The organism is Desulfomonilaceae bacterium (assembly GCA_041662605.1).
In the GTDB taxonomy this organism is placed as follows: Bacteria; Desulfobacterota; Desulfomonilia; order Desulfomonilales; family Desulfomonilaceae; genus CAJBEZ01.
Window position 1 is genome coordinate 1 of record JBAZSD010000032.1, and the last position, 12,904, is coordinate 12,904.

The following is a 12,904-nucleotide window of genomic DNA, read 5'->3' on the forward strand; positions in this document are numbered from 1 at the left end:
CAGTGTTAGCCCTTCTGGCAGGATGTCTTCGATTATCCATCGTATAGGTGGAAGATCCTGTTGCGCTGCATCAAACAGCGTTTCACCGCTAATCCCGATCTTCCGTAATTTAAAAACCTCTTTCGATACGGCATTGTTTCTGCCCTGGTTCCCCTTGAGTTTTCCGTCGCCATTACCATTGCCTATGACAGGTTGTGGACTCGGAGCAGGCTTTCTGTTAACCAGCCAATCAATATATGCTTCGGGTAACTGTGCTATTTCTTTGCTTGTCCCTGCGAATTGATATTCTTTTCCTGAGTAGTGGGCGGAAAATTCAAAATTGCTATTGACTGTGGGTGTTAGGAATGCAAATATAATGGTACCTAGTCGTTACGAGCCGAACCGGCGCCGGATGGCGTGCTTGTCCGATGATTGTCGGACTAGGCCGTAAGGACGAAATCACTTAAATTGCCAAACATCTTCGATTTTAGCCCCTATCATATTTTTCCATCTATCATGGTATGGCTTTTGTGGATAGTACGATCTCGCAATTGGGTATTCGGGAATTGGCAAGGAACGTAGCCGTCGTGTATTTCGCCTTGCGCTGGCTTTTGTCAAGAATCGCCTCAACCTTGACTCCTCGCTTGTGGGCTTCCAGTAAGGATTTTGCAATGGGAGTTGAGGTGAAACTGTATGCTTGGACCAGTATTTCGGATTTAGCGTTACCTATCTCTTTTACAATGGCATCCGTGCAGCCACCGTTGGGGCTGAAGTAGACACTGAGGGGGATATTATTGAGGGTTAGGTCGCTGGAGAGACACTGTCTCACATCAAGGAACGAACAACATAAAATCAGTATTATGCATAAGATGTTCTTACGATTCATTTGATACTCCATAGAGAAACGACATATTGTCCTCGAATCTCTTGGATGACTCTTGAGCGGACGTATTAATAGAATTGGCTTCAAGAACCAAAAAATGAAGTCTAGCTAGGTTTCAAGGTCATCTGCAATCAAAAAAAGCAATTCAGCGTTTCAATCTCTGCCTCAATGCCAGAAGAAAAAGACCAATCAGCGCAGGTCCGAAGAGATTGTCTATGGTTTGCACCAAGAAACCCCACCAATTCACGGGAACTAAGTCCTCGGGGCTGAGCAAGGACATGACTCGTAAACTGTACAAGCCAGCCGTAAGTCTATCCCACATGTTCCCCCAAACTAATTGTCGATCCATTTGTTTTGAATGCAGACCAAAGGACAGATATCCAACCGTGGAGCAGATAAAGAGCAAGAATGTCCAAGCCAATGGTCGCAGATATCGCTCTCCGTAGCCGCTGACAATCCCATATACTGTCAAGATGGAACGAAGTTGGAGGCTAGTTTCTACATTTATGCGGCGCATCTCCTTTTCACCATAATGGAAATCACCGGCTCGATCGTAATCTCTCCGATCTTCGTAATTTTGTTTTAGCTCACGGTAAGCCTTCTCGATGTGTATCAACGGGACAGGCTGCCCTTCTAAAAACAAGACTTCATCATAAATACCAATACGATCTTCCCCAATATTGATACAACAGCCACTAGAAACCACTTGGGGCCATATCACGTTGGTGAATTCGATGTTCCGCAGGTCTGTACCTAGGAATTGGCACTTTCGTAAGTCTGCATCTCGAAAAATCAGCTTACAGTCGGGCTCAATGATTACCCAGTTAAAGTCAACTTGCGTACCGGAGAAGATGACAAAATTATGGTCTTCATCTCGTTCAGAAGCAAGAATACATGTTTTTCCGAAGGTAGATCCGGTAAACACAATGCCGTGCCTGAACCTAGTCCTGACAAAGTTGGCCTTATCTTGGAACCTTACACGGGAAAAGTTGGGCCTGTCTTGGAACACTGTGGCATAAAAGGATGCTGCCTTGGCGAATTTGATACTTCTAAAGTCGGGCGCATCTGTAAATCCAGCTTCACTGAAACTCGCATCACTATTAAATTTGGCTCCAAAGAAGTCGGCACATGTCGGGACTGATGGCTCCGAGGGGTGAAGTTGTGCTTGATGTAGAGCGCCGCCGAAGTAATCCGTTCCCACAAACGAAGCTCGATAAAATAGAGCATCCCCATGGAATTTAGCATCGGAGAAGTCGGCCGCCCCTTTGAATTCAACCCTGCCGAAGTCGGCACGCCCTCCGAAAATAGCATGACGGAAGTTGGCACCTCCGATGAAGTTGGCATGGTAAAATTGAGCATCTTCGTTGAACACTGCATTAGCGAAGTTGGCGCCCTTTTCGAACTTAGTACTAATGAAGTCACAATCTCTTGGAAAAACAAAACGAAAAAAGGTGTCCCCGGTACTCCTTCGATGACAGTTAAAAGCTTCCCAGAATTGCATTGTATCTTTCTCAGGGTCTTCCGAATGCAGAATACATAAATCCGCATCGCCTAGACCATCAAGACCACACACTTCATGGTGTCTGCACCTCGCCATTGTTTTGCCCCATATGTATTATATTTAAGGAATTGTTCGCTCTGTTCCGAGAAATACCAATAATTCGATTTTATCATGAAGCGAGATAGGATGTTAGAAATTCTAGGCGTTTTGGAAAGAATTTCTAGCTGCACCTCCACAGTAAGAAACTTGTAATCAAAGCAATGCGTTTATTACGGCTTACGTGACCAGTTTGGGCTAAATAGTCCGGTAAATTTGGTCCCATTTTTTGATAGGATATTTTCGCTCCAACGCGAAAAATTCTTGCGTGAGTTTTGCGTGTCATCACTACCGATATCAACCGATTTAAAGCAACGGTCGGTCAGGTAACAGATTTAATTAATTACTTATTAATGGTAGTTTACTAACTGAAAATCCTTGTGTCGATGGTTCGATTCCGTCCCTCGGCACCATGCAATGACCAAGGATTTCAACAAGCTCCAATTTTCAGATCTCCCAAAACTGACTCACTAATCACCTTAATCTCGAAAATGCTAACATTTTGCTAACATCGCTGTTATCAAGCATTTGAAGCGTCTACAGCTTTCGCTCAATGCGAGCCATAACAGCACGCACGTCAATGGTAATGTGAGTGAAAAACGACTCGGAGGACAATCCAATGTCTATCTCAAACCGCCTCGCAGACAAGACTTTGCTCAGGCAACAATGTTATATCGACGGCCAATGGGTTGTAGCGGATGATGGGTCCGATTTCCCCGTGATTAATCCGGCTGACGGAACAATATTGGGCCGAGTCCCAAATATGGGATCAACTGAAACCAGACGCGCCATTCAGGCTGCCCATGACGCGTGGATAGGCTGGCGTAACCGAACGGCAAAAGAAAGAGCCGTCATCCTGCGCAGTTGGTTCGAGTTGATTATGGCAAACCGGGATGACCTGGCGATCATCCTCACATCCGAGATGGGCAAGGCGCTTGAGGAGGCCAAGGGCGAAGTGACTTACGCTGCCGCTTTTGTCGAGTGGTTTGCGGAAGAAGGCAGACGTACGTACGGTGATGTAATTCCGACTCATAGAGCAGATAACCGAATTCTGGTAATTAAGCAGCCAATTGGAGTTTGCGCTGCCATCACGCCCTGGAACTTTCCGAGCGCGATGCCTACCCGAAAGATTGCTCCGGCTTTGGCTGCAGGGTGCACAATGGTTTTGAAACCTGCGGGACAAACACCGCTGTCAGCTTTGGCTTTGATGGAACTAGCCGAGCGTGCCGGGATTCCCAGAGGAGTGCTCAACGTGGTGACAGGTGATTCCGCCGTAATAGGCCGGGAATTGTCAGAGAATTTGCTCGTGCGGAAGCTGACGTTCACTGGGTCCACCGAAGTCGGCAAACTGCTCATGCGACAAAGTTCGGGAACCCTCAAGAAGATCTCACTTGAGTTGGGTGGCCATGCGCCGTTCCTTGTGTTCGAGGACGCGGATTTGGATGCTGCTATCGAAGGGGCTCTGGTAGCGAAGTATCGCTCGTCAGGACAAACATGCGTGTGCGCCAACCGAATTCTCGTCCAAGACAGTATCTATGACGCCTTTGTTCATAAATTTGTGTCGGCCGTCAAGCCTCTAACGGTAGGCAACGGACTCGATCCGGCAGTGAAGATAGGCCCTCTCATTGATCGTGCAGCTCAGGAGAAAGTGGAAGAGCATGTACGTGACGCAGTATCAAAAGGAGCGACCCTTAGTCTCGGCGGAAAGCCCAACTCACTCGGGCAGACATTCTTTGAGCCGACCATATTGACCGACGTCACGACTGATATGCTCTGCATGAGGGAAGAGACCTTCGGCCCAGTCGCGCCAGTCATGCGTTTCCGATCCGAAGCCGAGGCCATTTCTATCGCTAACGACACTCCTTACGGTCTTGCTGCGTATATCTACAGCCGCGATCTGGCCAGAGTCATCCGTGTAAGCGAAGCGTTGGAGTACGGGATGGTGGGAATTAACACGGGCTTGATCTCTACTGAAGTCGCGCCCTTCGGGGGAGTCAAGCAATCTGGGATCGGCCGTGAAGGCTCCAAATACGGTATTGAGGAATATCTGGAGATAAAATACGTGTGTATCGGCAGCCTTGGCTAGTGGGTTGTCATTCCTGAATTCGACATCCATTTGGGCAAGACGCTCCAAATGGTACTCACGATATGCATAAAACTGGCCCCGGCTTGTAAAATCCGCTACCTGAACGGTGGTCCATCGGGAGAAATGCATTAAGATATAATTGCGTTCTCGGTCAAGGGCGGCTCATGAGGATTCACTACGGAATGGTAAATCTACTGAAAGGAGTTCCATATGTTTGAAGTTAGTGAAGAAGCAATGGAAAAGATCAAACAATTCCTGATGGAACAGGAAGCGCCTCAGGCGATCAGAGTCTTGATGGACGAAGGCGGATGGAGAGGCCCTTATCTCATCATGGCTCTGGATGCACAGAAAGAAGATGACAAAGTTTTCACTGAGAGGGCTGTGACATTCGTTATCGAAAAAGCGCTTTTTGAAAGAGTGAAACCCATACGTATCGGCTACACTCACTCGACTTTGGGTTCAGGTTATACGCTTGAATCGGAGCTAATGAGGGGTGTGAAGGGTGTTGGGGTAGGATGTCACGAAATTTGTAACAGTTGCGACACAGTCACGCGTTGAATGTGGACCTTATACCAGTTCGCGATTTTTGATATTGTACCCGTGGGTGTTTTGCTTTTAGGCGGTCTTTAAGGGAACGGTTAAAGACCGATTAACCACCAGGAAGGGTCATGGGGCAGCCACCAGACATATCAAAGATGGAACTATTGACACAGGAAGCCTCAAGGAAGGAAACGTTAATCTGCGAGGACGCACGCGCACGCCCACTCGGTTCGGAGATAGTCTCTTTGACGTGCAGCCTGGTCGGACCTGTCATTATTTTTGTGTAAGGGTCGTTCTCCGTTTATTAAATTAATATTCAGGTCCATGATATAGGTAGACGTTCTCCAAAAAAATATGGCGAATTGTGTCAGGGCTTTTTTCCAGCAATGCGGGAGCATTGTCCACTTTTTTGAGACATTGCGCAATGTCAGATAGATCAGCTTTGACGCTGAGTCGTCTCCTGGGAAATGCCCTCGATTCTTGGTAATCTTCCTGAGCCTCATATTCAGACTTTCAATAGCGTTGGTAGTGTAAATTATTCTGCGGATATCCTCGGGGAAAACAAAGAAAGGGATGACGTTTTCCCAGTTTTCTTGAACTGCCTCCCATAGAGTAAATACTTTTGGCGGCGCTTGTGCTGTCCTTGGCGTTAACTCTTCAGGCATCTCCCATTTCTGGTTCACAAACAGCTTCACACATGCGGCTCTAGCAGGTCCGGTAAGTCCATTATAGGACTTTGACTGAAGCGCGTAGGGCATCAGATGTCTCCATATTATTTAATCTTCATCCAAAATCTTCCGGATCTTCTCTAGCAGATTGGCCATATCAAATGGCTTCCTTATGGTACCCTTCTCTCCTGCCTCTTTCAGATCTCCCTCCACTCCCGGCTTCAAACCACCGCTTGCCACAAGGACTCTAATCTTAGGATCCTTTTTCAATAAGGCTCGAAGGCACTCTCTCCCGCCCATCCCCGGCATCATGAGATCCAGGATGACCAGACTGATTCCTTGCCCATGTTTTTCATAAAGCTCTAAAGCTTCCTCTCCATTTACGGCTGTGATCACCCTATAATTGGATTGATTCAAAATACGTGCAGTCAATTCAATGATGTTGGCCTCATCGTCAACCACGAGAATAGTTTCACCTCGTCCCCTCGGTGGTTCTTTCTTCTCAGAATGTTGTTCTTGGGGGACTTCCTCAATCGCTGGAAAGTAGATACTGAAAGTCGTCCCTACAGATGGTTGGCTATCACAAACAATTCTGCCGCCATGCTGCTCCACTATCCCGTATACCACTGCGAGGCCAAGTCCTGTTCCTTTACCTGGCGCTTTGGTGGTGAAGAATGGCTCAAAAATATGATATACTGTCTCCTTATTCATCCCAGCGCCTGTATCTGATACTATCATCAGAACATATTTCCCAGGTTTTGTGTTAGGATAGGAACGGCAAAACTCCTCATCCAATGCCGTGTTCCGTGTTTGTATGGTCAGTTTACCACCATCCGGCATAGCGTCGCTTGCGTTTACGGCAAGGTTCATCAATATCTGATCAATTTGATTTGGGGCGGCATTTATCGCCCAAAGATCATCGGCCAATAAAAGCTCGATTTCTATCATCTTGGGTATGGATCGGGTTAGCATGGCCCTGGTCTGCGTAACAAGCTTGTTGAGTTCAATCGGTTGAAGGTCTATGGGCGTCTTCCGACTGAACGCCATCATCCCTTTAATTAGCTCGGCGCTACTATCAACGGTTTGCTTTATAAGTTCCAAGTCCGGCTTTAAGGTCTCCGACAGGTCTTTGTTGAAAAGAATCAATTCCACGTAACCAGCTATAACCTGGAGCTTGTTGTTGAAGTCATGAGCAAAACCTCCTGCAAGCGTTCCTATGGCTTCCATCTTCTGGGCATGGAAGAGTTGTTCTTGAAGAGTCTCTCTCTGTTGCGCCGCATTTACACGATCAGAAATGTCACGGGATATTGTCGATGCGCCAACTATGTTGCCCTCCTTGTCAATAATCGGAGAAATCGTTAAGGATACAGGGATGGGGTCGCCAATCTTATTCCGGCGAACCGTGTCGAGGTGTTGCACTGATTTCCCACTTTTAATTTGTTCAAGGAGCCCCTTAATCTCATCCTCACGGTCATGCGGCGCCAAAATCGTTACGGGTTTGCCGACTATTTCGTGTTCCTTGTAACCATAAATATTTTCCGCCCCTTTGTTCCAGCTTGTGATAATCCCATCCAAGGTTTTGCCAATGATTGCGTCATCTGAGAACTCGACGATGGCTGCAAGCCTCAGATTTTGTTCCTCCGATTGCTTGGCCTCGGTGACGTCTTCCACTAACTCGACCACCAGTTCAACCTGGCCCTGAGCATCCTTGATGGGGCAGGATATAATCCTGTAATTGCGGGCTTGGCTCCCAGTGGGGGTCTCTGTTAGGCTTTCGTGGACCTTTCCATCCTGGAAGGTTTTCACACAAGGACAATAGGGACATGGCGATGTCCTGGGCGGATCATTATAGGAATCGAAACAAAGCTGCCCTGTCCCTGCCTGAACCCGAGGATATATCTTTTGGAAGAATGGGTTGATTGCGACGATTTCCATACTGGGATTGAGAACTGAAATACCGATCTGTAGGTTTTGTATTACTGCCCGAAACCTCTCTTCACTGGCCCTCAGCGCCTCTTCCGCTCGCTTGCGGTCGATGATATCCCTTATAAATGCGCCAACGCCGACCTCTTGACACTCAAGTTTTACTGGAAATTTCCGAATTTCGAAGATCCTGTCTGCGGATCTCTCTTCTACGGTTACTATATCGTTTTCGGCAATTGCACGTCGGTCTGACTTTAAACATTCTTCCGCTAGTTCCTCCGGCATCAATTCGAAATCAGTCTTTCCAATAATCTCCTGCTCAGAAAGCCCGAAAAAGTCCTGATTCGCTTTATTCACAAACACATAGCGGTAGTGTTGATCCTTTAAAAATGCGAGATCATCAGTAGCGTTCAAGAAGTTCCTAAATCGCTCCTCACTCTCTCTCAGTTCCTTCTCTGCCTGCATCCGGTCACTGACGTCAGTGACCGCCGTATGAATCAAGTAGGTTTCCCTTTCCCACTCATCCGGCACAACTATTCGAATACTGTTGAGGCGGGCATAAAACGTCGATTCATCTTCACGTATGAGCCTTAGATCGCAAGTCTGCGCCTCTTCATGCCCAAACACGTTAGCGAGATGCTGATCCCATTTGTCAAGGTTCTCGGGAGCGATAAGGCGCCCAAGACCTCGATTAATTAATTTTGGACGCGGCATCCCAAGAAGCGCCGCCCCTGTCAGGTTGACCTGTGTGATGATCCCTTTGTTAGTTAAGGTAAAGTATCCTACAGGAGAGAAATCATAAAGGTCTTGGTAATCGTTCTTGGTTTTCTCTAATTTAAGCTGAACTCTCCTCAGTTCCTCATTCTGTAACTCTAACTCAATCTGGTGGACATCGAGTTCGTGAATTACCTCCTCAGGGGTCTTATCCTCGTGTTCTGAAGGTAAACCCTTAGGCTTGCATAGTTTATCCTCAGCCATATCTCTCAGAGTCACCTTACGGCGCAACTTATTCAATTCATCGATAAGCTGTTCTTTGGTCTTATCATGGTCTTGCATGGAAGGTTCCTCTTAACGGGAAGCTACGTATGCGAGTGGTGGAAGGGCTTGATCATAATAACCCTTATTATTGCTTATCTTGTAAAAGTAAGGCGCTTGTCAAACTAATTATCCCTGGCCGTTAATCCCCTCGTCTTCTCTGTGTGTCCATCGTCACATCAAGCCGATAAACTCCAGATCTCTCCGAATCCATACTATCCCCCTTTAACCCCATATCAATCCGTTTAGCCAATCATTTCCAAATAATTCTCCGGCGCACGTGGCTTGCGTACCCATTTAGTCTCAGCAATCGTTTGATCGTCTCCATAAATGGCCAGGATTTTCCAGTATTCATCGTCCATAGAGAAAAGAGCGTTCCTGGTTTCCCTGATAACTTACGGCGTTGGTTCTGCCATAATTTTCCCCCCGATTGTAGTTCCTCTATTATAGGACACACAACACCCCGGCTCAGGTCCATGAAACACCGACCAGAAGCTGATTAGGTGAAGATTTCTAGGTTAAATTTGGCGCCGTCTTTTCATAGAATATCTTCGCTCAAAAACCAAAATCCTTGCGTGAGTTTTGCGTGTCATCACTACTGATTGGGGCGGCGCCACGCATTCCAAAACCATTCCAAGATGTTAACCATTAACAACCAGGAGTGGTTTTTTTCTTAATAAGGTCACTGTGCGACTTTTGTGCGCCTCCGACGGTTCAACTATTTTATTACTTGCTGCTATCAAGTTAAGAAGCTCCGCCTGGCTGTAGTGAGTCGTTATTCGCCCCGACTTATGTCCCAGCAAATCCTGTCGATCCTCAAATTGTACAGATCAAACAGACCTCCCTAATACTTCCCTATGCAAATACAGAAATGATGAACTTATTCCTGGAAGAATTATCGATGGACTTCAAAGACTATTTCGTTCTCATGTTGGTAGACGGCGCCGGTTGGCATAGAACAGAATGACTCAAGGTCCCTGTAAACATAAGGCTCATATATCAACCTTCGCGTAGTCCCTAGCTGAATCCGGTGGAGCATCTGTGGGATGAGTTGAGAGAAAAGCATCTTCCCAACAAAGCTTTTCGGTCCCTTGACGCAGTAGAGCGAACTCTTTGTGAGGGATTGCGCAAACTGCAGGACGATCCAGAAAGACTTCGCTCAATGACCAACTTTGAATATCTGAGAGTTACGATTTAAAAAGCGAAATGGTATAAGCCGGGTCGGGGATGAAGCCTTTTATTGTCAAAAAGCGCAACTCGTGAATTATGCGCTTTCCCCTCCTCCCATATGGAGAAAGTCTCCGCCAGGATTGTTCATGCACATCGTTCAAGGCCGATCCCGTAGATTTACAACTTGAGGTTGCTCAAGAAACGGAGTAGACCTGCGACGTTGTTTATAAGCACTCGCTTGACACGAGGCGAGTAGCCGATCACAAATCCGCCCAGTAGAGCGAATGCAACTGCAGAAATTGGCTGCTTCCCCACAAAACCGGGGAAAGAGCCGGGTACATTTTCCGCAGCCTTCAGAATACGGCGGCGAGCCGCCTCAGATCTCTCTTGCGGAGTAAGCATACGATTATCCTTTTGCCTAGCCGTCAACGTCCGCCTCTGTGTCCTGCGATCCAGAACAAAATTCCTGCACATCCGAATGCTCCAAGGGCGGTCGCAAAAACAGCCCACTTGGGGTCGAAAGCCGCAAGAACTGAAAGGTACACTGCATAGAGCATCAATCCGACGGCGCAGATCAGAAACAGGACCGCAGCGAAAACCAGCCCTAGAGCAATTCCGAGATTTAACAAGGCCCTCTTGGACTGTTCCAACTCAGCCGTTATAAGCTCGACAAACCCCAGACAGATCTCAACTACTTGTCGCATAACATTCAGCGCACCGACATGAACTTGCCAAGGATAATGCCAACAATGAAAGCCCCTAGCAGCGCCGTAAACGGTCTCTCCTCGATTTCTCTCTCCACTGCGGTTCGTGCGTGCTTACCCTCCTGGCGTAAAGATTCATAGCCTTCTTTGAATTGACCATAGAGATCGTCAGGTTGATTGGCAAGAACTGCCTTTGCTCCTCCCTGGACTACTTTTTTCAGACTTTCTGCGATTGTGGCTACGTCTTCACGTAACTGTTTGAGATCGTCTCTGAGAGCATTCACATCTTGGTTTACTTCGTTTTCCGCCATAATGGGCCTCCTGTTTAAAAATATTTTTGCCGAGATTCACTTTCGTGAGAGCCCGGCGTTGAATTAATAAGCAAACATGCCAGACTAATATAACCAAGCGTTGCCTGGCTCGCCTATAATATATACCTGAGCGAATCTAAGCACCTCACGCCCAGCCTAGAGGCTTCTCAGCGGGAATTAATATCGATTCGGTCATCCCCGTGAGACGTCACCGGATACGCCGGCAGTTGCTACACCTGGTAAACAGATTCAAATAACGTTACAGATTATCGAGTGATGACGCTTATAACCCTTGCAGGCTACTTAGCATTTTACGTGCCAAACATGACCAATGGATGAGGTTTCCTATAAAAGCTGTGTTGTTAGCTAGTTAACTACAGCGACGGGTGAGGAGATGAGATACAAGGGGGTCGGCAAGAAAGGTGCGAACGTCCTAATAACGGACCACAAAATTACTGATATGTGTTTTATCAATGAGTTACGAATTCACATAGTGTCTTAATGTAGGTCAATCATCCTCGTCTGCTGTGCGGTTTTCGCTCATGATCTCAAAACGCTTCATGTGACGATAAAGAGAATCTCGGGCTATACCAAGCGTACGGGCTGCGGATCTTCTATTGCCTTCGCAACGTCGGAGCGCCTCCAAAATCAGGGATTTGATCAGCTCATCCGTCACGTCGTGAAGCGTGCGTTCTTACGCCGGAAAACTGGACACGTGAGACCAGTTCCCAGAACTTGCTTTACCGGAAGGGAGTGTCAAGCTCAATCGATGCCCGTTGGACAGCATCAATGCTCGCTCGAGAGCGTTCCGCAACTCCCTGACGTTGCCGGGCCAGTCATATCTCGTGAGCGTAGTTGCGAAGGCCGGATCGATAACGGGAGATGAGTTAGTTGAAGTTCCACGGCCAGCTTCGACATGATCTCTTCCAGGAGTATGGGAATGTCTTCTATCCTGCCACCAAGGGGTGGCACGGTTATCCCGAAAACGTTAATTCTATTATAATGTTTCAGCCCAATCTGGACAAAAACTGAGAGAACAAGTTGTTTAGTTGCCCGATGGGAGTCATAATATGAACCCCGGAACCTGGAGCAGGAGTATGCATGAGCGTCCAACTGACAACGGTGGAAGGCAAACAGCTACCACTGAACCATTACGCTGAGCTTTACAAAGTCAGTGTTGGACGGTTATATGGGCAAAGGGCATGTCTCATGGAAACACCTTTGGGTATTCCATAGTCAGGCAATTTCTGAGAACGGGAGTCGAAGAGGAGGCCTCTTGACATGAGATTTTATATAAAGATAGTCACAGTAGTTACGCTCATCTTTGCCGCCGGCCTTGGGGTTTCCCATGGGAAGCAGCCAACCGTGCTTCTCTTGGTCAGTCCTACCATGAATCATCCCACTGAGTACGGTGTCACCCGGCAAGCGCTCGAATCGTCTCAGTGCAAGGTAAGAGTAGCGTGCAAAGACCCTTCCGCAAAGGATCTTAATGGGGCGAATATACCAGTGGATCTCACCTTGGAAGAGGTTCGAACCGGGGATTACGACGCTTTGGCCATCATAGGCGGGTACTCCGTCTGGAAATACGTGGGAGACCCGGAAGTTAATCGCTTGCTTCATGGCTTCTACGACTCAGATAAGCTTATTGGGGCCATCTGCGCCGGGACCTATGTCTTGGGAAAAGCAGGACTGCTTAAGGGCAGGCGTGTAACTGGACCCAAATCTGAGAAACTTCGCAAGTATGGAGCCCAATACGTCGGCGGGCTCGTTCAGCAAGATGAAAAGATCATTACGGCTAAAGGCCCTGCCGCTTCTGAGGCATTCGGAAAGGCCCTGGTCGAGGCATTAAGAAAGAAGGAATCATTATTAGAAGAGAGGGTCTGCGATATGAGTTAAGCTTTGAATTACAAATAGTGACATGGAAACTAACAACTTTTTCCTGTTGAATTGTCTAAACAGTACACAGATCAAACTTATTGAAACGTTAGGATGCAAAAGTTACATGTAC

General features: G+C 47.3%; 10 protein-coding genes and 1 pseudogene. 4 read left to right on the forward strand and 7 right to left on the reverse strand.

Annotation, left to right across the window (positions count from 1 at the left end; translation table 11 throughout):
* Positions 1 to 493 precede the first annotated feature (493 nt).
* Positions 494 to 865 (reverse strand): phospholipase D-like domain-containing protein, encoded by a 372-nt coding sequence (locus WC647_17795; GenBank protein ID MFA6224157.1) that lies wholly within the window; start codon positions 863 to 865, stop codon positions 494 to 496.
* 142 nt (positions 866 to 1,007) lie between these two features.
* Positions 1,008 to 2,459 carry a pentapeptide repeat-containing protein gene (locus WC647_17800; protein ID MFA6224158.1) on the reverse strand — a complete coding sequence of 484 codons (1,452 nt, stop codon included), beginning with the start codon at positions 2,457 to 2,459 and terminating at the stop codon, positions 1,008 to 1,010.
* Between the two features lie 619 nt (positions 2,460 to 3,078).
* Here WC647_17800 and WC647_17805 point away from each other — a divergent pair.
* Together WC647_17805 and WC647_17810 are read left to right on the forward strand one after the other, a co-directional pair.
* A complete protein-coding gene (locus WC647_17805) occupies positions 3,079 to 4,545 on the forward strand; it encodes an NAD-dependent succinate-semialdehyde dehydrogenase (protein MFA6224159.1) in 1,467 nt (488 codons plus the stop codon).
* Positions 4,546 to 4,755: 210 nt separating this feature from the next.
* The gene (locus tag WC647_17810) at positions 4,756 to 5,103 is read left to right on the forward strand and encodes an IscA/HesB family protein (protein ID MFA6224160.1); all 348 of its coding nucleotides are present in this window, start codon (positions 4,756 to 4,758) and stop codon (positions 5,101 to 5,103) included.
* Between the two features lie 335 nt (positions 5,104 to 5,438).
* Here WC647_17810 and WC647_17815 read toward each other — a convergent pair.
* The 5 genes and pseudogenes from WC647_17815 to WC647_17835 form a co-directional block, all read right to left on the reverse strand.
* A pseudogene (locus WC647_17815) lies at positions 5,439 to 5,699 on the reverse strand (transposase).
* Between the two features lie 162 nt (positions 5,700 to 5,861).
* A complete protein-coding gene (locus WC647_17820) occupies positions 5,862 to 8,732 on the reverse strand; it encodes a PAS domain S-box protein (protein MFA6224161.1) in 2,871 nt (956 codons plus the stop codon).
* 1,326 nt (positions 8,733 to 10,058) lie between these two features.
* Entirely contained in the window at positions 10,059 to 10,283 is a 225-nt protein-coding gene (locus WC647_17825; GenBank protein ID MFA6224162.1) for a hypothetical protein, read from the reverse strand.
* A gap of 23 nt (positions 10,284 to 10,306) precedes the next feature.
* Positions 10,307 to 10,585, reverse strand: a complete 279-nt coding sequence (locus WC647_17830) for a hypothetical protein (GenBank protein MFA6224163.1) — start codon at positions 10,583 to 10,585, stop codon at positions 10,307 to 10,309.
* 5 nt (positions 10,586 to 10,590) lie between these two features.
* The gene (locus WC647_17835) at positions 10,591 to 10,896 is read right to left on the reverse strand and encodes a hypothetical protein (GenBank protein ID MFA6224164.1); all 306 of its coding nucleotides are present in this window, start codon (positions 10,894 to 10,896) and stop codon (positions 10,591 to 10,593) included.
* Positions 10,897 to 11,997: 1,101 nt separating this feature from the next.
* Here WC647_17835 and WC647_17840 point away from each other — a divergent pair.
* Positions 11,998 to 12,132 (forward strand): hypothetical protein, encoded by a 135-nt coding sequence (locus WC647_17840; protein ID MFA6224165.1) that lies wholly within the window; start codon positions 11,998 to 12,000, stop codon positions 12,130 to 12,132.
* Positions 12,133 to 12,177: 45 nt separating this feature from the next.
* Positions 12,178 to 12,792 carry a DJ-1/PfpI family protein gene (locus WC647_17845; GenBank protein ID MFA6224166.1) on the forward strand — a complete coding sequence of 205 codons (615 nt, stop codon included), beginning with the start codon at positions 12,178 to 12,180 and terminating at the stop codon, positions 12,790 to 12,792.
* Positions 12,793 to 12,904: the final 112 nt, after the last annotated feature.

Excerpts from the sequence above, each read along its gene's own strand:
- WC647_17795 (MFA6224157.1), bottom strand. The coding sequence starts at position 865 with ATGAATCGTAAGAACATCTTATGCATAATACTGATTTTATGTTGTTCG.
- WC647_17800 (MFA6224158.1), bottom strand. The coding sequence starts at position 2,459 with ATGGCGAGGTGCAGACACCATGAAGTGTGTGGTCTTGATGGTCTAGGC.
- WC647_17805 (MFA6224159.1), top strand. The coding sequence starts at position 3,079 with ATGTCTATCTCAAACCGCCTCGCAGACAAGACTTTGCTCAGGCAACAA.
- WC647_17810 (MFA6224160.1), top strand. The coding sequence starts at position 4,756 with ATGTTTGAAGTTAGTGAAGAAGCAATGGAAAAGATCAAACAATTCCTG.
- WC647_17820 (MFA6224161.1), bottom strand. The coding sequence starts at position 8,732 with ATGCAAGACCATGATAAGACCAAAGAACAGCTTATCGATGAATTGAAT.
- WC647_17825 (MFA6224162.1), bottom strand. The coding sequence starts at position 10,283 with ATGCTTACTCCGCAAGAGAGATCTGAGGCGGCTCGCCGCCGTATTCTG.
- WC647_17830 (MFA6224163.1), bottom strand. The coding sequence starts at position 10,585 with ATGCGACAAGTAGTTGAGATCTGTCTGGGGTTTGTCGAGCTTATAACG.
- WC647_17835 (MFA6224164.1), bottom strand. The coding sequence starts at position 10,896 with ATGGCGGAAAACGAAGTAAACCAAGATGTGAATGCTCTCAGAGACGAT.
- WC647_17840 (MFA6224165.1), top strand. The coding sequence starts at position 11,998 with ATGAGCGTCCAACTGACAACGGTGGAAGGCAAACAGCTACCACTGAAC.
- WC647_17845 (MFA6224166.1), top strand. The coding sequence starts at position 12,178 with ATGAGATTTTATATAAAGATAGTCACAGTAGTTACGCTCATCTTTGCC.